Below are 17,542 nucleotides of genomic sequence, written 5' to 3' on the forward strand. Positions count from 1 at the left end.
GTGAGTGCGATTGATCAGGCCAAACCCTGTTCTTTCAGTCGTCTGTACAAAGTGCGTTCGCTGATGCCCATGTGCCTGGCCAGTTCACTGCGGGTGCCTTTGAACGTAGCCAGTGCCTGTGCCAGCGAGCTGCCGTCGAAAGGCATTGAAGCGGCAGGGGGCTGAGGAGATATCGCCACGGGTGCCTGGGGCAAATGTGTGGAGCGGATCACTCCATCGTCAGCGAACAGACTGGCTCTTTCCAGCACATTGCGTAATTCGCGGATATTGCCGGGCCAGGAATGTCGCTGCAGTTGTGTCAGAGCCTCCGCCTCTATGGTCAGCCGGCGCTTGCCGGTACCGGCACGTTGTAGAAATGAATTCGCAAGCAAACCGATGTCTTCAACCCGGTTGCGCAAGGGGGGCAACTGAATGGGAAAGGCGCTGATGCGGTAGTACAGGTCCTGCCTGAACTCGCCGTTCTCCATCATCTTTTCCAGGGGTTTGTGGGTCGCGGCAATTAACCTGAAGTTGGCGTGAAGGGTCTCGACACTGCCGACACGGCGATAGGTGCCCGATTCGATCAGGCGCAACAGTTTCACCTGCATGGCGAGTGGAACGTCACCAATCTCATCGAGAAACAAGGTGCCGCCCTGGGCCGTTTCAACCAGTCCGGGCTTGCGCGTGGTGGCCCCGGTGAATGCCCCTTTTTCATGGCCGAACAGTTCGCTCTCAAACAACGTTTCGGGCAATCCCGAGCAATCGACGACGACGAAGGGGCCTGTGGCCCGGTCGCTGTTTTCATGTACGGCGCGGGCGAACAGCTCTTTGCCCGTACCGGACTCGCCCAGCAGCAGTACCGGCAGCATGGATGGGGCCACCCGCTGCAGCTCCGACAGGGCAAGGTTAAAGGCCGGTGAGCGGCCAACCAGGCCTTCGTTGCTGGGGCGCGCTGAGGCGCTGCGAACCAGCGTGAGGCGCTCCACATAGGCAGTGATGACACCGTGCTCGTCCAGAATCGGGCGCAGTTCGACGTCGACGTGCTCCGGACCGCGAGGCGTGTGGTGAATGTGCAAGACACGATCCGGTCCGCGCATTTCCTGGGCCTTTTTCATCGGACAGTTCTCACCCGCCTGATCACAAGGAACGTCGTAGTGGTGCGAGATTTGATAGCACTTATGGCCGATAAAGGGCTTGTCAGCGCTGCCAAACTGCCGCTGATAGGCGGTGTTGGCGGCCAGGATGTTGTAGTTCGGATCGAGCACGATCATCGGTTGTGGTTCGTGCTCAAGAAACGAAACCAGTGACTGCACTTGTTCCGAGTGCGGGAGTGAGTGGGTTGGGGTGGGCAAGAAAGTCTTCATCGTGGCTCCTGAGAATCCATCCATCCTGTTGTGGCACTGCCACCTCTGTCAACAGGCACTGCCAATGGCAGTGAATCCAGATGGATACAGAAAAAACAAAACCGTATTTAAAAAATAAAACCAATAAAATCAGATAGATAGAATCATATTTTGGTTCTTTTTGGGTCTGGCAGACTTATTGCTATGTCAGTGCTTAGTGTGAGCGGCTTGGTAAAAGCCCCTAAGGAGACAGGCCAATGAGTGTAAAACTTCACGTCGAAGGATTCTTCGATTCTGCTACCAATACCGTCAGCTATCTTGTGCTGGATGAGGCGACCCGCCACTGCGCGTTGATCGACAGCGTACTGGATTACGACCCAAAGTCCGGCCACACCGGCACAACCTCTGCCGACAAATTGATTGCGAGGGTGAACGAACTCAATGCGAGGGTCGACTGGATTCTCGAGACCCACGTCCACGCAGACCACCTGACGGCAGCGCCATACCTGAAGGAAAAGCTCGGTGGGAAAATAGGCATCGGCAGTCAGATTTCGACGGTGCAGGAGGTGTTTGGCACGCTGTTCAACACCGCTGGCGAGATGCCCCGCGACGGAAGTCAGTTCGATCACCTGTTCGTCAATGACGAACCGTTCACCATTGGCACGCTGCAATGCCACGCACTCCATACACCCGGCCATACGCCGGCCTGTATGACTTATGTGATCAGCGACGGCACCGAAACGGCTGCATTCGTTGGCGACACCTTGTTTATGCCCGACTACGGTACTGCACGCTGTGACTTTCCCGGTGGAAACGCGCGCACGTTGTTCCAGTCAATCAACAAGGTACTGAGCCTGCCGGCCAATACGTTGCTCTACATGTGCCACGACTATCAGCCGGGTGGCCGCGAGGTGCAATTCGTCAGCACCGTTGCCGACCAGCGCGACCACAACGTTCATGTGCGTAACGGCATCAGTGAGGAGGAGTTTGTGGCAATGCGCACAAAGCGTGATGCATCGCTGGAAATGCCGACACTGATCCTGCCTTCGGTTCAGGTCAACATGCGCGCCGGGCACTTTCCCGAGCCTGAATCGAACGGAACGCGCTACCTGAAAATCCCGCTCAACGTCGCCTGACGTTGTCTTTCCCAAATAACGCATAAGAAAAAAATTCCCATAACGGAGTCACTTATGGACATTCGCCACCTTGCGCCCGAACTGTCGGTATCCGAACAGATTTTTCCCAACCAATTGGCTGAACTGAAGGAAGCCGGCTTTCGCACCGTCGTGTGTAACCGTCCCGATGGCGAAGGCAGTGATCAGCCCTTGTTTGCCGAAATCAAACGAGCCGCCGAAGCGGTCGGCATCGAAGCGCACTACCTTCCCGCGGAATCAGGCAAAGTCACTGATGAGCAAGGTATTGCCTTCGGCAAGCTCCTTGAAACGCTTCCAAAACCCGTGTTGGCCTATTGCCGTTCCGGCATGCGCTCGACAACGATGTGGGCCCTGTCACAAGCGGGCAAACAATCCCTGCCACACATCGTCGAGACGGCCAAGAAAGCCGGGTTCGATATGAAAGGCGTCATTCGCCGGATTGCCAACCAGGGGCGCACGCCGGTCGAAGTGGCTGAGGCGCAGCACGCCGTGGTCATCATCGGCGGCGGTGCGGCCGGTATCGCGGCGGCATCCAGTTTGCTGGCGCGAGAGCCTGGACTCGACGTCGCCATCATCGATCCGGCAGATGTGCACTACTATCAGCCAGGCTGGACACTTGTCGGTGGTGGCGTCTTCGACGCGCCCCAGACTGCGCGCACGATGGGGACGACCATCCCCCACGGTGTGCATTGGATCAAATCGGCGGTCGCCGCTTTCGAACCCGAGAGAAATGCCGTCATTCTCGATGGATGCAGGGTCGTGAAATACGAGCAACTGATCGTATGCCCTGGCCTGAAGCTCAATTGGCATGCCATCGAGGGGTTGTCGGACACCCTGGGCCGCAACGGCGTGACCTCAAACTACCTGTATCACCTTGCCCCCTATACATGGGAGCTGGTGCAGCAACTGGGGGGTGGCCGGGCGGTTTTCACGCAACCGCCGATGCCGATCAAATGTGCCGGTGCGCCGCAAAAAGCCATGTACCTGTCGGCCGATCATTGGAAACGTACCGGTGTACTGGACAACGTCGAGATCGAGTTTTGCAGCGCCGGCGCGGTGCTGTTCGGGGTTCCCGACTACGTGCCCGCACTGATGGAATACATCAAGGCCTATGGTATCCACCTGAATTTCGGCAACACACTCACCAGTGTGAATGGACCCGCACGGACCGCAACGTTCAACTGCGTTAATCCGGATGGCAGTTCCCATGTCATGACGCGCGAGTTCGATATGCTTCATGTGGTGCCACCACAGATCGCGCCGGACTTCATTCGGATCAGCCCTCTCGCTGACGCGGCTGGCTGGATTGATGTCGACCCTGTCACGTTGCGCCATAAAAACTGGGCCAACATTCACGCGCTGGGCGATGCTGCCAACTCCAGCAACGCCAAAACCGCGGCTGCAGCACGCAAACAGGCGCCAGTCGTCGCCCATAATGTGTTGGCGGCAATGGGTAAAGCGAAAGGCAGCGCCCATTACGACGGTTATGGCTCCTGCCCGCTGACGGTCGAGCGCGGCAAGATCGTACTGGCTGAGTTCACCTATGGCGGCAAGGTCGCCCCCAGCTTTCCATCCTGGCTGATTGACGGTACCCGACCATCGAGGCTGGCATGGCTGCTCAAGGAGCGGATTCTTCCACCGCTGTATTGGAAGGGAATGCTCAAGGGTCGTGAATGGATGGCGAAACCCGAGATGGCTGACGTATGAGATCAGGCCTGAAAACAAGGAGACTGAGATGATCGTCGTCTTACTGCTTGGGCTGACTGTCGGGGTCATTCTGGCTCTGACTGGCGCCGGAGGGGGCATACTGGCTGTTCCGTTACTGGTGTTTGGAGCGGGACTGAGCATGGCCGAGGCAGGGCCAATCGGTTTACTGGCGGTCGGTTTGGCCGCAACCCTGGGTGCCGTGATGGGACTCAGAAACGGCACCGTCCGCTATAAAGCTGCGCTTTTAACGGCAGGGGCGGGGATCGTATGTTCCCCACTTGGCCTTTGGCTGGCGCAGCGCACGCCTAACCGTCCGTTGACGATCCTGTTTGCCTTCGTGCTGATGTACGTTGCGTTCCGGGTATATCAACGATCGCTGGCACCCTCCACGGAATCGAAGACCCCCTTCACCTCCAAGCCGCCGCCGTGTCAATTGGATGTGAACCGAGGAAAGCTCAACTGGACCGGGCCGTGTGCGTGGGCACTCACCTTCTCAGGCATTATCGCGGGAGGGCTTTCCGGCTTGCTCGGCGTGGGCGGTGGCTTTGTGATGGTGCCGGCGCTCCAGCGATACACCAATTTGACACCGCAGTCGGTGCTGGCGACGTCGCTTGCCATTATTGCGCTGGTTTCCATTTCCGGCGTTGCGGCAAGCTCGGCGGCCGGGCACTTGCAGTGGGCAGTGGCCATTCCGTTTTCCACTGGCGCATTGGTCGGGATGGCCGGCGGACGTCTGATCGCGGCACGGCTGGCGGGCCCACACTTGCAAAGAGGCTTCGCCGCCGTTTCCATCGTGGTGGCGGTGGCCTTGCTGGTGAAAGCCATTTAGTCATGTGCAAGAACCGTCCACTTCCAGGCCTTGCCTGCAATCCGGGACGTGCGCCCGACTTCAACATCAACCATTTTGCGCCGGAGAAAGCTCATGAATGTCGACTGGCTCAACTTCACTCCCTGGTCATCCCTTGCCGGCGGCGCATTGATTGGCCTGGCGGCCAGTCTATTCGTCGTCGCCAACGGGCGTATCGCCGGCATCAGCGGCCTGATCGGCAGTCTTTTACAGCGTGGGAGCGAGGGAGTCAGTGAGAAAGCACTTTTTCTCCTGGGCCTGCTCATCGCGCCGCTTCTATGGGGCTTGTTCACCGCGCTGCCACAGATTGAGTTCAAAAGTGGCTGGCTCGGACTGATCGCCGCCGGTGTATTGGTGGGCATCGGCACCCGATACGGATCAGGTTGCACCAGTGGCCATGGGGTCTGCGGCATATCGCGCCTTTCGCCGCGATCGATGGTCGCCACGGCGTGCTTCATGTTCAGTGGTTTCGTCACGGTGTTTGTCTTGCGTCATCTGCTGGGGGGTTGAACATGAGCAAACTGACCGCGTTCATTGCTGGCCTGCTGTTCGGCCTGGGCCTGCTTCTGGCAGGCATGGCCAACCCGGGCAAAGTACTCGCGTTCCTGGATCTGGCCGGTGCCTGGGATCCTTCCCTGGGGTTGGTCATGGTCGGGGCCATTGGCGTGGCCATCGGCCCGCTGACCTGGGCCCGCCGACAATCCAGTTCGCTGTTGGGAGGGCCAATGCAGCTACCGATCAAACGTGAGCTGGACGCGCGCTTGATTGGCGGGAGCCTGTTGTTCGGTATCGGCTGGGGAATAGCGGGCATCTGTCCTGGCCCCGCAGTGGCCATTCTGCTGACAGGGCACTGGCAAGTGATCGTGTTCATGTTGGCCATGCTGGCCGGCATGTTGTTGTTTACTGCGCTGGAGAGCCGGCGCAGCCGGTGATCACGCATGCAGGGCGCAAATACCGCGACTGGATATCCCTCGCGCCGTGATCAACGCTCGCGACATCTCCCACCAGACGGCAAACACCCGCTCATGCCCCAGCCGCGCCGAGTAACGAACTGGCGCGGCTGGGGCATGAGCTGGAACGGCGGTGGAGCGCTTCAAGGTCTAGGAATTCGTCCGGCTCGGTGGAACAGACGCGACCTGTCGATCGCTCAACTCCCTGCCGGCGTTGCGTCCCAGCCCATAAATCGCCAGGGCCGCCAGACCGGACGGCACCACCAGTGCCGCAAATACCTGCGCGAAGGTCCAGCCCCAACTCAGCATCTGCGCGCCGGCAAAGGCGCTGAGGATCGCGCCAAAGCGACCGATACCGCTCATCCAGCTGGCGCCAGTGGCTCGCGCCTGGGTGGGGTAAAACGTGGCAGCCAGCGCGTTCATGCCGACGCTGGCGCCATTGAGGCCGAACCCGACCAGCCAGGCAATCAGGCACAGCAACAGGAAATGCCCCGTGGCCTGGCCGATCGCATAGATCACACCCCCGCTCAACACGAACACCGCCATCAACACCCGGTATTTATTCCAGCGATCCATGACCCAGCCGACACACAGCGCGCCGGCGGGTCCACCGATCTGGAACATCGCGGTCACAATGGCCGCATCCGCAACGCTGTAACCGCCTCCGTCTTTCACCAGGGTCGGTAACCAGCCGCTGAACAGGTAGACCAGAAACAACGCCAGCACATAACCGCTCCACAACATCAACGTGCCGAAGCGATAGGAAGGGGACAATACGATCTGCATCGCCGAAGACCGTATCAGTGGATGAACCGGCAGGCAGAAGGTCGATGTCGTGTCACTGACGCCCGGCGCGAGTTTTTCCACAATGGCGCGGATACGTGCGTTTGGCGCTCGCCTGGCGACCAGGAACGTCACCGACTCGGGCAGTTTGAAATACAGCAGCGGCGCCACCAGCAGGGGCAAGACGCCGCCGAGGATCAGCATGCTTTTCCAGCCAAAGGCCGGGATCATCCAGGCTGACAGAAACCCGCCTCCGGCGGCGCCCAGGGAGAACCCACAGAACGCCACCGTGATCAGGAACGAACGGCTGCGCTGCGGTGCATACTCCGACACCAGGGTACTGGCATTCGGCATGGCCGCGCCGAGCCCCAATCCGGTCAGGAAGCGCAGGATCACCATGGTGCCGATGTCCGGGGAAAACGCCGTCGCCAGCGTCCACAGGCCAAACATGGAGACACTGCTCACCAGCACGATCTTGCGCCCGTAACGGTCGGCCAGCGGCCCGGCGACCAGTGCGCCGACCGCCAGACCCATCAGCGCCGCACTCAACACCGGGCCCAACTGCTGGTGGCTCAAGCCCCAGTCCATTTTCAATTGCGGTGCGATAAAGCCCATGATTGCCACATCCAAACCATCGAGGCCGATGATCAGGAAACCGAGAAAGACCACCCACTTCTGAAAGCCGCCAATGGGGCGACTGTTGATCAGCGCGTGGATGTCGATGGGTTGAGTTGTCAGCATGAAAGTCACCTCTGTGTTGTGGGGGCGCTCAACCACGGCGCCCACTTTTTTATTGGGGTGAAACGGGGACGGTAACCGGCGGCTCAAGCGCTGCCGAGACTGTGGAACCGCACCGGGCGGATAATCCGGGTTTCCTGGGCAAGGATCAGATGTGCGGAAGCCTGCAGGTAGGCCGGGAAGCGGGGATCGCCATCCCGCGCCTGGCTGCGTCGTTCGAAGTCATCGAGACTGTCGTAGCCCCACAGGTGCACGACTTGGTTCAATGGGCCGATGCTGCTGGTATAAAACCCCAGCGGCGCGCCCAGATGCTCGAGCAAAATCGGCATCGCCAGACGATCGAAGACCTCAATGAACTCGGGCATGCCCCGTGGGCGGATGGTGTAGATGCGGTGGTCGACGACCGGCTTGTGATTCATCAGGCCACCTCCTGCCGAGGGTTGCCTGGTGTTTTTCCGGCGGCCACCCGGGCCAGGTGCATCCCCGTGAGATAACCGAAGGTCATGATCGGCCCGAGCGTGATGCCGGCAGCGGGATAGTTGCCCCCCATGATGCTCGCCCGGTCGTTGCCCACCGCGTAAAGCCCATCGATTGCCCGGCCTTGTGGGTCGAGCACTTCACCGCAGACGCTGGTTTTGATGCCATCAAAGGTGCCCAGATCGCCCATGATCACTTTGAGGGCGTAGTAGGGGCCGTCGCCAATCGGCGCCACGCACGGGTTCGGCAGGTTCTGCGGGTCGGCGAGGTAGCGGTTGAAACTGGTGGTGCCACGGCCGAACTGCCGATCCACGCCTTGCCCCGCCGTGCGGTTGTAGTCACGTACGGTCTGTTCCAGCCCGGCAGCGTCGAGCCCGGCGCTACGTGCCAATTCAGCCAGGGTGCGGCCACTGTGCAGGTAGCCGTTGCGCAGCAATGGCGCGAGGGGCATCGGTGCCGGCTTGGCGTAACCCAGTCCGTACTTGGCCATGGTCCGGCGGTCGCAGATCAACCACATGGCGGTTTCGGTCTGGTGGGCACAGGCCTCGATCATCGCCGCGCCGACATCGTGGTAGGAGTTGGACTCGTTGGTGAACCGCTGGCCATTACGGGTCACACCGATAACGCCGGGCTTGTAGCGATCGAGCAAATGCGGGAAGGCAGTGAACGTGCCGTTACCCATCGGCACTTTCGAAACAGGCATCCAGGCAGCAGGGGCCTTGAGCCGTATATCGACGGCGCCGCCCAAGGCTTCGGCCATGCGTGCGCCATCCCCGGTGTTGCCTGGCGGCACCGGTGAGAAATGCTCGCCACCGCGGCGCACATGGGGATAGGCCTGCTTCAACCGTTGCAGATCATGGGAAAAACCGCCGCTGGCCAGCACCACACCGTGGCGGGCTTCAAACCGCAACTCACCGCCCTCGGTCTGAGCGACCACCCCAGTGACCCGGTCTGCGCTTTTCAACAGTTGCCGGGCGCTGGTTTGCGTCAGAATCGGAATCCCCAGGTCCAGCGCCGATTTCGCCAGCCGCGCGGCCAAGGCATTGCCGCTGGTCACCTGAATGCCGCGCCGGTAAAGCAGCAACTCTTTGGCGTGAGTCATCAGGCGCTTTGCAACATAGAGGAATGAGGTCAGGGATTTGGTGGCGTTGAAGAAATGCTTGAGGTCGGCATTCGACGAATTGAACATCATCCCGATAAACGTGATGGTTTTGAGCGGCGGCCGCAGACGCGCCATGTCGGCCCCCAGCCTGCGAATGTCGAAAGGCGCGGCGAGGATCGAACGGCCGATATCGACGCCACCGGCCACGTCCGGGTGGTAATCCGGGTAGAGGGTCGGGATGAACTGGACTTCGGTCTCGCGCTGGAAAAAGTCGATCATCTGCGGCGCGTTATCGAGAAACGCATCGACGGCCTCGGCATCGTAGAAATCGCCCGTTTCGTTCTTCATGTAGGTCAGTGCAGCCTCCCGACTGTCCGTGATGCCCTTGGCCTTGGACAGGGCGTTGCCGGGAATCCACAGCACCCCCCCGGAGAACGCGGTGGTCCCGCCGAAGTACGCATCCTTTTCAATCACAATGACGTCCAGCCCCTGCTTGCGCGCAGTAATGGCAGTCGCCAGGCCACCGGCACCGGCGCCGATCACCAGAACGTCGCACCGACGGATCGCCTCGGTAGTTGTCGTCGTCATAGTCAGTCTCTCTCGGTAAAAGCCAGCCGAACGCTCGCCGTCGTCGCCATCGACAGCACGACAGGCACAGGTTCGCTGGGGGATTCGGAGTCGGCCATCATCGGCCGAACGGTGGTCAGGCCTGGCGGCTGGCCATGGGGGATTCAAAGCCGGGGCGAGGAATCAACGCCATCAACATGCTTTCCAGGCCACCATCGACGGTCAGTTCGGCAGCGTTGACATAAGCTGCCCGCGGGCTCGCGAGGAAGAGGACGGCATCGGCGATGTCCTGGGGCTCGCCGATCCGCTGGTTGGCGGTCATCGCCTTGCGCTGCTGTTCGACCTTGGGGTCGGCGTAGAACGCCGCCGACAGCGGCGTGCGGATCAGGCCCGGGCAAATGGCATTGCTGCGGATGCCCCGTGGTCCCCATTCCGCAGCTATCTGCCGCGAGAGCATGGCGACCCCGGCCTTGGCTGCACTGTAGGCGCCGCTGAAGGTTTGCGGGTAATGCGCGGCGATCGAAGCGATGTGCACGATACTGCCGCTTTGCCGGGCCAGCATCAGCCGCCCGAACGCCTGGGCACACAACAGATAGCCCGTCAGGTTGACCGAAAGCACCTGGTTCCAGTTGTCCAGGGTCAGCTCTTCAAGCGCGCCGGCCTGCAGCACGCTGGCGTTGTTGATCAGCACATCGCAACGCCCATGGAGCGCCTGCACTTGCTCGGCGGCCTGTTGCACGCTCAGGGGATCGGCGATATCGCAGTGCAGCACAGAGACATCGGCTTCACTGTTTTGCGCCAGTTCGGCGGCCAGCTCGCGGCATTTTTGTTCGTCGCGATCAAGCAGCACCACATGGGCGTTCTGGCGAACCAGCGCGGTGGCAATCGCGGCACCGATACCGCCGGCTGCGCCCGTGAGCACGCAGACCCTGGACTCGAGGTTCAGCCAGCTTTTCTGCAGGTCGTTATTATTCATTGTTATCTCCAACACGCATTTCAAGACAGTTCGCCCACTGCACTGGAGGCAGCAGGCGGTGCTCAGGATAGAAGCGTGGGACGGCTCACAAGAATGGACAAAACCTTCAACCGTCGAGACTTTTCCGACAAATCGACGGCGAATTGCCCAACGCGCGGATTCTTCGCTAAGGTAGAAAACACGTGCCCGTAGAACATAAGAATAATGAACAAGATTCCCAGCTATGCCCTGTACGGCGAGGCGGTGGCGCCGATATGGCACGACTCACTGCATGTCGAATCGATCTCCCTGCGCTCCGGCGCCTATAACTGGGAGATCGCCGCCCATCGACACGACGGGTTGTTGCAGATGCTGTACCTGCAAAGCGGCGAAGGCGAGGTGCTGCTGGACAACCAGCGGGTCGAGGTCAAGGCGCCGTGCCTGCTGTTCATCCCTGAGCAGATCGTCCATGGCTTCGCCTGGCACGGACGGGTCGAAGGGCATGTGATCACCGCCGTCCAACACCCGCTGGAAAGCATCGTCCAGGTGCTCTCACCGGGCCTGCTACCGCAGATCCAGAAAGCCTGTGTCGTCGCGCTGCCGCAATGGGAGCCGGCCGATAATCCGCTGGAGCCGCTGTATCGGGCGTTGTATGGGGAGTACCACGGTCGTGGTCGGGAACACACCGCGTGCAGCATGTCGTTATTGCTGGCGCTGGTGATCCAGATGCTGCGCCTGAGCGAATACACACACGACCTGCAGGCGCCCCGTCACGATCGACGCAGTCAGCAGGTGATCGCCTTCCGCGAGCTGGTGAACCGGCACTTTCGCGAACACCTTTCGCTGCACGACTACGCCAGTTTCCTCGGGATCACCGTGGTGACCCTGGGACGGCTGTGTCATGAACAACTCGGCATGACCCCCATGACCCTGATCAACGCCCGGCTGATCCTCGAAGCCAAACGCGAACTGGCCCATTCGGCCCAAAGCGTCAAGCAGATTGCCCACGGCATGGGGTTTTCCGATGTCGGTTACTTCAGCCGTTTTTTTCGCAAACACGCCCAGCGCAGCCCCAGTGAGTTTCGCCTTCAGGCCCAGGCCCCGCACACCGGCTCTCATTCCCCTGGCGTTGTTCCGGGGTGAGGCAAGTCTGCTGTCTGTTCACGACTCGCCGCCCACAAGCCTCTCTCTGTGGCAGTCAGACGGTCCGAGTTTCTGACCGTTTGATGAGCGAACATCAATCGGCATCAGAGGTTGGCCGGACTCGTTGTCCAACAGCACAGAACGCGTCTCCTGCGGCTTGAACAGGTAACGTTCGCCCCACTGTCGCATGCTGACCACAACCGGAAAGATCTCCCGTCCTTTGTCCGTAAGGACGTACTCCTTGTAGGCGCTGCCATCCGACGCCGGACGCACGTCGAAAACCCCGACCTCGACCAGCGTCTTCAGCCGCGATGCCAGAATATTTTTGGCCACGCCCAGGCTCTTCTGAAATTCGCTGAATCGGCGAATGTCGTCAAAAGCGTCGCGGATGATCATGAGCGACCAACGATCCCCGATGGCCTCCAGTGTTCTTGCTACCGGGCATTCGCTGCGGTGGGGTGAAGTGTCTTCTTCCATTTTTTTGACCTTGCGCAATGGGGTTGCAATTAAAAACCAGATATTGCAACAATGGAAACCGGTTTTTAATTGAAACCAGTTTAACGCCATGGAGGTGCACATGACAGCAGGTGCCGACTCAGCCACCAAAGGGTACGCCAGACAGCCTGCGGGATTGCTGCATCCGGATACCGGAGACAGCTGCAGGACCAACCGGTCTCCAGGGCTTTCGCCGTTGCTCACGTTGTTGTTTTCTGTCACCTGCGCATTGGCAGTGGCCAACGTTTACTTCGCACAACCATTACTCGACTCAATGGCCCAGAGCCTGGGTGTGGCCTCATCCATCATCGGCGTTGTGGTGACGGCCACTCAGATTGGTTACGCGTTGGGGTTACTGTTCATCGTCCCGCTGGGCGATTTGGTAAACCGTAAACGGCTGATTCTCACGCAGGTACTGTTGTCTGCGGTGGCGCTCGCGGCGGTCGGTGCAGCACAGCAATGGCTGGCCCTGTTGGGGGCCATGATCATGATGGGCTTGCTGGCAGTGGTCGTTCAGGTATTGGTGGCATACGCCGCCGTGCTGGCAACACCCTCACAACGCGGTCAGGCCGTCGGGACGGTCACCAGTGGCGTTGTCCTGGGCATTCTTCTGGCGCGGTTTACCTCCGGCCTGATTGCGGATATGGCGGGCTGGCGCGCCGTTTACTTCGTGTCCTCGGGATTGATGCTGACCCTCGCGGCGGTGCTGTGGAAAGTGGTTCCTGTCACGGCACCGTCAAGGCACCAGGACTCCTACCTGGCGCTCATTCGTTCACTTTTCAGACTGTTCATCACCGAACGCACTTTACGCGCCAGAGGCCTTCTGGCCCTGCTGATCTTTGCCGCTTTTTCCGTGCTGTGGACATCCATGGTGCTGCCGTTGAGCGCGCCCCCGTTGTCGCTTTCACACACTGCCATCGGTATGTTTGGATTGGCCGGCGTCGCCGGGGCCCTTGCTGCCAGCAGAGCCGGTCGCTGGGCCGACCAAGGCCTGGGGCAACGAGTGACCGGCATTTCGCTGGGGCTCCTGACGCTGTCCTGGTTGCCCATCACGTTTGCCGAAACGTCCCTGATCGCGCTGGTCTGCGGCGTGGTCCTGCTGGACTTCGCGGTGCAAGCCGTACACGTCACCAACCAGAGCCTCATCTTTGCTGCACGACCCGACGCCCAAAGTCGCATGGTCGGCGCGTACATGTGCTTCTACTCGGTCGGTAGCGCGCTGGGAGCCGCGGCCGCGACCCAGGTTTATGCGCTATGGGGCTGGATTGCAGTAAGCCTGTTGGGCGCTTTGATCAGCGCTACGGCACTGGTCCTGTGGTTTCTCACCGTTCATTTTTCAACGCCCCATCAGGGACGATGAGCGTGAAAACCAGGCACTTGCCACTCGCGATCTCGATGACTGCCATATGGGGGGTGAATGTCTCCCACGGTTGACCCGCCTCAGCCCCGCAATGGCCCCGCGCGCTTTTGCTCATTTACTGGTGGCAGGGGCTGCACTTTCTCGGGCGGTTTGATCGAACCGATGTCAACCGCGAAGATCGTCAATAGCGCTCCGCACACTTGGAAGGTGGAGCTGGCCTTGCCCAGAAAAGTCACGTCGATGAAATAAGTAATCACCGGTTCCAGCAGCAAGATAAGGCCCTTGTCGCCGCCACCGTCAGGCAACTGCGTGTTGATTTTCAGGAAGTAAACGCAGATAGCGTAGGCAAGGCCCGACAAGACGCCAAACACGACCCCCTTACACTACCTACACTCATTTTTCCCTTCCCGGTTGGACGGATACAACCACGCTCGACAAACAGAAAAGCTCCACGGGCTTTTCTGTTGCCGCGATCAAGCGCAGGGGTTGAAAAGCTGTTCTACCGCGGCGGCTTTGCCTTGGGCGGGGTAGGCAGCGTTGTAACCATCACGCCTGGCGAGATACACGACGGCCTGCCTGGACACGACAATGGCTGGATGTACCGCATGCTCTTGGGTTAATCGCTCGGTGTTCCAAGGGCGCGTGGCCAGCGATCACGTACATCTTTTTCAAGAAGCACTCAGCTCAAATCCAGCTTTTGCCCAGACCTTTCTTCAGCAGCATCAACTCATTGAGCAGACGCCGCCTGGACTGCAGCGCGAGTCCATCTTGCTGGATCTGGTGTGTCAGGTATTCGAGCGCAGCGGTGCCCCTGCCTTGTCAGTCCTGCCCTCAGAGCAGCAGGCGGTAAAACGGATCAAACAGAAGTTGGAAGACGAGTTTGCGCGGGATATTCCCTTGGAGACCTTGGCACAGCTGGTTGATCTTGATCCGCTGTACCTCATTCGGGTTTTCAAGAAGCACGTTGGTGTTTCGCCGCACAGCTATCAAATACAGAAGCGCATCGCGCATGTGCAAAAACTTCTGCGCGCTGGTGCCAGCCTGACGGAGGCTGCATTTGCTTGTGGATTCTTCGATCAAAGTCACATGACACGGGCCTTTAAAAAAGGTTCTTCACGGAATCCCGGGATACAAAGCTAATGCAATACTTGTAGGAGCCAGCTTGCTGGCGATGGTCGTGAACGATAACGCGGGGAACCTGACGCCCCGCGGTGTCCTCCAGCTCATCGCGAGCAGGCTCGCTCCTATGTATGGACTCGCCCACGTTGCAATGCCCCTTAAAAAAGTAGTCGGGGTCACCCCCGGAAGCTTTCGCAATAACGGAGCGTTTCGAGAGAACACTTGAGGGGCAGTCACCTGTCCATCATGACGTGGCCGTCACAAAGCCTGTAATAGCGCATTCGTGTACAGCCCGGAAAAAATGCGCTCTACCGGTCCTGTGAGAAAGACAGTTCCCACGCCATCCCATTGAACGGTCACTGTTCCGCCATCACATTCAACCTCGACACAATCGTCCAACAAGCCACGTCGTATGCCGTTAACAACGGCGGCGCAAGAGCATGAGCCCGAACCCAGCGGAATGCCTCCCCAGCGCTCCCAAATTCGCAGGCGAATGTATTTTCGATTAATGATCTGGACGAAATGCACGTTTGTCCTGCGGGGGAAAAGGGGATGGGATTCAATGGCCGGTCCAGTCGCCGCTATATCAATGGTTGTCAGGTCATCCACAAAAAAGGTGCAGTGTGGATTGCCCATGCTGCAAGCTGCCGGGGCTCCTGTCAGGGGCAAGGCACCCGTATCCATTGCCTGAGCCAGCGGGACCGCCGACCACTCGAACAGTGGCGCTCCCATGGCGACGGAAATAGCGCCGGTCGAGGTTCGTTCGCAAGTGAGCAGGCCACGGTTGGTTTGAAGCGTTATCGACGAACCGTTTGATTCGCGCATCAGCGTATCGGCGGCACCACGCGTCGCGCTGCCACAAACGTCCAGTGGGGAGCCATCGGCATTCCAGAACATCAAACGCGCATCTGCATTGTCGTCATCGAGCATAACCGCGAGTTGATTGAACCCGATGCCACGGTTCCGGTCACCCATTCGCCGAGCCAGGTTGTCTGTCATTGAGTTGGACGAATTGCGCAAGTCCACGATGACGAAGTCATCGCCATTAGCGTGCATCTTGAGAAACTTCAGCGGCATAGGTTGACCCTGGCAATGAGAAGTGGGGTGAATTGACATTTGACGTCGATCCATGGCCGAAATCAGTCAGTCAGGAACATCCGCTATCGGCCAAACGCAGCCTGTATCAACGACAGTACATTCTTGTAAAGGGCAGCTACAATCCCTCAAGACTCTTCTGGGCTTTGCTTCAGCCGCTCAAAGGAACTCCAAAGCAGCACACCTTTGCGATCCAGCGCCTCATGGCGTCAGCAGTGATGTCCGATACGCTCCTGTAGAGGATTTCTTGTTGCACCCTGACAGGTCGTACGGACGATTAACCATTTACATGTGGTGCTTTTATGTGGGGGAAAGTTAATGGTGTCGTCACTTTAAGCCTGGTGCTTTCAAGCTGCTTTCTGCAGGTGTCCGCAGAGCCGGTTCCTCCAGATCCTGATCAGGCGATTGGCCGTTCGTTGTCAATTATTCGTTCAGCCACTGCGGAGAAGCCGCAGGTCCTGAAAATTCTTTTCTATGGACAGTCGATCAGCTCGCCGGCATGGACCGATCCGGCTATTGCGGCTTTGCGCGTTAAATATCCCAACGTGGCCTTCGTGTACCGTAACCTCGCTCTGGGGGGGTGGAGTGCCGTTCTCCTGGAACAGGCAGTCGCTCGCGACGTGGAGGAGGTCTATCCCGATCTGATCGTTTTCCACGTGTATGGCGATCACCGTGCCTACGAGCGAATTATTCGGACCCTTCGCTCAAAAACGGCAGCCGACATCATCATTCAAACCGACCACGTCGTGAATCCGCTTGAACCGGTGTGTGACACCGGCTTTCATCTTCAATGGTCGCCGCCCGAGGGCTGTACGGGGCATTTCTGGTTCAAGCAAAAGAGCTGGGAGGAGTTCATGTCCAGCGTCTGGAAGCCAGCCATGGCGGCGAAATATGGCCTTGCGCTGGAACCGCGTCGCCAGCGCTGGAATGCCTACTTGCAGGAAAATAATCTTCAAATAGCGGATCTTCTCGCCGACCCGCCGCATCCCAACGCCGAGGGGTGGGCCCTCATGGCTAACCTGTTCACCTCTTGGATCGAGGAGCTTGTGGATCATCCTCAAAACAATGGGCGGAACACTTCCGACCAGGTACGAAGTTTTACTTCGCCTGTTCCTGGCGAAAAGACCCGCTATGAGTTTTATGGCAACCGCGCCGAACTCATTGCCGCCGGGCCCCTGGACGGAAAAGTCAATCTCACAATCGACGGAAAGCCGCCTCGCGAGCTCGACGGCTGCTGGCAAACCAGCCGCGTGACGGGTTTGCCGAATGTCCCGGAATGGCCGGCCCTGAAAAAAGTCGACGTCCGCCAGTCATATCGCGAAGAGGATGTCTGGACGCTTCGGGTACGGAATTTCGACACTTCGCAAGAAAGCTTCGACTTTGACGTCGAGAGCGCGCGTACAGGAGCAGAGGGAAGCGGATCGGGCAAGGACGTTTTCAAGTCGCGCTCGGGGAACGTGACCCTACAGCCGGACGCCTGGAACTTTTCCTACGCCAAATTAATATCCGGTAAAGGTCTCGCGGATGAACAAAGCTTTCAATGGGAGCGACGCTTCGTCTGTGGCGACGAACCGCCGACGGCCCTGGCAAACGGCTCGGTGCAGCAGCGTCATGTACTGGGAACCGGCCTTGCCAATGCACATCATGTCATCGAGTTGACTGTTCCATCCGATACGCCCGCGATATTGGAATTGCGCGCTTACCGACCGCCCCTTGTTGAGTGATATT

General features: G+C 59.2%; 16 protein-coding genes and 1 pseudogene. 9 read left to right on the forward strand and 8 right to left on the reverse strand.

Annotated features, from left to right (window positions below):
- Nucleotides 1-14 precede the first annotated feature (14 nt).
- A complete protein-coding gene (locus ACX3YF_RS20785; RefSeq protein WP_458974181.1) occupies nt 15-1,343 on the reverse strand; it encodes a sigma-54 interaction domain-containing protein in 1,329 nt (442 codons plus the stop codon).
- Nucleotides 1,344-1,579: 236 nt separating this feature from the next.
- Between ACX3YF_RS20785 and ACX3YF_RS20790 the strand changes: the two genes are divergently transcribed.
- The 5 genes from ACX3YF_RS20790 to ACX3YF_RS20810 all read left to right on the forward strand — a co-directional run bounded on the left by ACX3YF_RS20790 (nt 1,580) and on the right by ACX3YF_RS20810 (nt 5,962).
- Nucleotides 1,580-2,458: an MBL fold metallo-hydrolase gene (locus ACX3YF_RS20790; protein ID WP_458944896.1), complete on the forward strand. Its 879-nt coding sequence runs from the start codon at nt 1,580-1,582 to the stop codon at nt 2,456-2,458.
- 54 nt (nt 2,459-2,512) lie between these two features.
- Nucleotides 2,513-4,183 carry a bifunctional protein tyrosine phosphatase family protein/NAD(P)/FAD-dependent oxidoreductase gene (locus ACX3YF_RS20795; RefSeq protein WP_130211132.1) on the forward strand — a complete coding sequence of 557 codons (1,671 nt, stop codon included), beginning with the start codon at nt 2,513-2,515 and terminating at the stop codon, nt 4,181-4,183.
- 28 nt (nt 4,184-4,211) lie between these two features.
- Nucleotides 4,212-5,012, forward strand: coding sequence for a sulfite exporter TauE/SafE family protein (locus ACX3YF_RS20800; RefSeq protein WP_448646905.1), 801 nt, complete (start codon nt 4,212-4,214; stop codon nt 5,010-5,012).
- A 93-nt stretch (nt 5,013-5,105) separates the two neighbouring features.
- A complete protein-coding gene (locus ACX3YF_RS20805) occupies nt 5,106-5,540 on the forward strand; it encodes a YeeE/YedE family protein (protein ID WP_103406900.1) in 435 nt (144 codons plus the stop codon).
- Between the two features lie 2 nt (nt 5,541-5,542).
- Nucleotides 5,543-5,962 carry a DUF6691 family protein gene (locus tag ACX3YF_RS20810; protein ID WP_448646904.1) on the forward strand — a complete coding sequence of 140 codons (420 nt, stop codon included), beginning with the start codon at nt 5,543-5,545 and terminating at the stop codon, nt 5,960-5,962.
- Nucleotides 5,963-6,130: 168 nt separating this feature from the next.
- Here ACX3YF_RS20810 and ACX3YF_RS20815 read toward each other — a convergent pair whose 3' ends face one another.
- The 4 genes from ACX3YF_RS20815 to ACX3YF_RS20830 form a co-directional block, all read right to left on the reverse strand.
- Nucleotides 6,131-7,504: an MFS transporter gene (locus ACX3YF_RS20815; protein ID WP_458974182.1), complete on the reverse strand. Its 1,374-nt coding sequence runs from the start codon at nt 7,502-7,504 to the stop codon at nt 6,131-6,133.
- An 83-nt stretch (nt 7,505-7,587) separates the two neighbouring features.
- Complete coding sequence (locus ACX3YF_RS20820; protein ID WP_090462718.1) at nt 7,588-7,920, reverse strand: NIPSNAP family protein; 333 nt, start codon at nt 7,918-7,920, stop codon at nt 7,588-7,590.
- On the reverse strand, nt 7,920-9,668 hold the full coding sequence (locus ACX3YF_RS20825; RefSeq protein WP_458974183.1) for an FAD-dependent oxidoreductase: 1,749 nt from the start codon (nt 9,666-9,668) through the stop codon (nt 7,920-7,922). The genes ACX3YF_RS20820 and ACX3YF_RS20825 overlap by 1 nt, the downstream gene beginning before the upstream one ends.
- Nucleotides 9,669-9,783: 115 nt before the next feature.
- Nucleotides 9,784-10,623 carry an SDR family NAD(P)-dependent oxidoreductase gene (locus ACX3YF_RS20830; protein WP_196586004.1) on the reverse strand — a complete coding sequence of 280 codons (840 nt, stop codon included), beginning with the start codon at nt 10,621-10,623 and terminating at the stop codon, nt 9,784-9,786.
- 204 nt (nt 10,624-10,827) lie between these two features.
- Between ACX3YF_RS20830 and ACX3YF_RS20835 the strand changes: the two genes are divergently transcribed.
- A complete protein-coding gene (locus ACX3YF_RS20835) occupies nt 10,828-11,745 on the forward strand; it encodes a helix-turn-helix domain-containing protein (protein WP_448646901.1) in 918 nt (305 codons plus the stop codon).
- An 18-nt stretch (nt 11,746-11,763) separates the two neighbouring features.
- Here the strand turns inward: ACX3YF_RS20835 and ACX3YF_RS20840 are convergent, their stop codons facing one another.
- Nucleotides 11,764-12,222, reverse strand: a complete 459-nt coding sequence (locus ACX3YF_RS20840; RefSeq protein WP_130211141.1) for a winged helix-turn-helix transcriptional regulator — start codon at nt 12,220-12,222, stop codon at nt 11,764-11,766.
- Nucleotides 12,223-12,322: 100 nt separating this feature from the next.
- On the opposite strand from ACX3YF_RS20840, the gene ACX3YF_RS20845 reads away from it, so the two are divergent.
- On the forward strand, nt 12,323-13,600 hold the full coding sequence (locus ACX3YF_RS20845; protein WP_458974855.1) for an MFS transporter: 1,278 nt from the start codon (nt 12,323-12,325) through the stop codon (nt 13,598-13,600).
- An 80-nt stretch (nt 13,601-13,680) separates the two neighbouring features.
- Here ACX3YF_RS20845 and ACX3YF_RS20850 read toward each other — a convergent pair.
- A pseudogene (locus ACX3YF_RS20850) lies at nt 13,681-13,980 on the reverse strand (hypothetical protein); the annotation flags it as partial.
- A gap of 208 nt (nt 13,981-14,188) precedes the next feature.
- Here ACX3YF_RS20850 and ACX3YF_RS20855 point away from each other — a divergent pair.
- Nucleotides 14,189-14,740, forward strand: coding sequence for a helix-turn-helix transcriptional regulator (locus tag ACX3YF_RS20855; RefSeq protein ID WP_448646899.1), 552 nt, complete (start codon nt 14,189-14,191; stop codon nt 14,738-14,740).
- A 237-nt stretch (nt 14,741-14,977) separates the two neighbouring features.
- On the opposite strand, the gene dapF is transcribed toward ACX3YF_RS20855, so the two are convergent.
- Nucleotides 14,978-15,796, reverse strand: a complete 819-nt coding sequence (gene dapF / locus ACX3YF_RS20860; RefSeq protein ID WP_448646898.1) for a diaminopimelate epimerase — start codon at nt 15,794-15,796, stop codon at nt 14,978-14,980.
- A gap of 320 nt (nt 15,797-16,116) precedes the next feature.
- Here dapF and ACX3YF_RS20865 point away from each other — a divergent pair, with 320 nt between their 5' ends.
- The gene (locus tag ACX3YF_RS20865; RefSeq protein WP_130211123.1) at nt 16,117-17,538 is read left to right on the forward strand and encodes an SGNH/GDSL hydrolase family protein; all 1,422 of its coding nucleotides are present in this window, start codon (nt 16,117-16,119) and stop codon (nt 17,536-17,538) included.
- Nucleotides 17,539-17,542: the final 4 nt, after the last annotated feature.

The sequence above is a fragment of the Pseudomonas fluorescens group sp. PF-69 genome, from assembly GCF_054481235.1.

Coding starts and splice junctions, on each gene's coding strand:
- ACX3YF_RS20830 (WP_196586004.1), bottom strand. CDS start 10,623: ATGAATAATAACGACCTGCAGAAAAGCTGGCTGAACCTCGAGTCCAGG.
- ACX3YF_RS20855 (WP_448646899.1), top strand. CDS start 14,189: ATGGCTGGATGTACCGCATGCTCTTGGGTTAATCGCTCGGTGTTCCAA.
- ACX3YF_RS20800 (WP_448646905.1), top strand. CDS start 4,212: ATGATCGTCGTCTTACTGCTTGGGCTGACTGTCGGGGTCATTCTGGCT.
- ACX3YF_RS20835 (WP_448646901.1), top strand. CDS start 10,828: ATGAACAAGATTCCCAGCTATGCCCTGTACGGCGAGGCGGTGGCGCCG.
- ACX3YF_RS20805 (WP_103406900.1), top strand. CDS start 5,106: ATGAATGTCGACTGGCTCAACTTCACTCCCTGGTCATCCCTTGCCGGC.
- dapF (WP_448646898.1), bottom strand. CDS start 15,796: ATGCCGCTGAAGTTTCTCAAGATGCACGCTAATGGCGATGACTTCGTC.
- ACX3YF_RS20840 (WP_130211141.1), bottom strand. CDS start 12,222: ATGGAAGAAGACACTTCACCCCACCGCAGCGAATGCCCGGTAGCAAGA.
- ACX3YF_RS20810 (WP_448646904.1), top strand. CDS start 5,543: ATGAGCAAACTGACCGCGTTCATTGCTGGCCTGCTGTTCGGCCTGGGC.
- ACX3YF_RS20865 (WP_130211123.1), top strand. CDS start 16,117: ATGTGGGGGAAAGTTAATGGTGTCGTCACTTTAAGCCTGGTGCTTTCA.
- ACX3YF_RS20845 (WP_458974855.1), top strand. CDS start 12,323: ATGACAGCAGGTGCCGACTCAGCCACCAAAGGGTACGCCAGACAGCCT.
- ACX3YF_RS20785 (WP_458974181.1), bottom strand. CDS start 1,343: ATGAAGACTTTCTTGCCCACCCCAACCCACTCACTCCCGCACTCGGAA.
- ACX3YF_RS20820 (WP_090462718.1), bottom strand. CDS start 7,920: ATGAATCACAAGCCGGTCGTCGACCACCGCATCTACACCATCCGCCCA.
- ACX3YF_RS20795 (WP_130211132.1), top strand. CDS start 2,513: ATGGACATTCGCCACCTTGCGCCCGAACTGTCGGTATCCGAACAGATT.
- ACX3YF_RS20815 (WP_458974182.1), bottom strand. CDS start 7,504: ATGCTGACAACTCAACCCATCGACATCCACGCGCTGATCAACAGTCGC.
- ACX3YF_RS20825 (WP_458974183.1), bottom strand. CDS start 9,668: ATGACGACGACAACTACCGAGGCGATCCGTCGGTGCGACGTTCTGGTG.
- ACX3YF_RS20790 (WP_458944896.1), top strand. CDS start 1,580: ATGAGTGTAAAACTTCACGTCGAAGGATTCTTCGATTCTGCTACCAAT.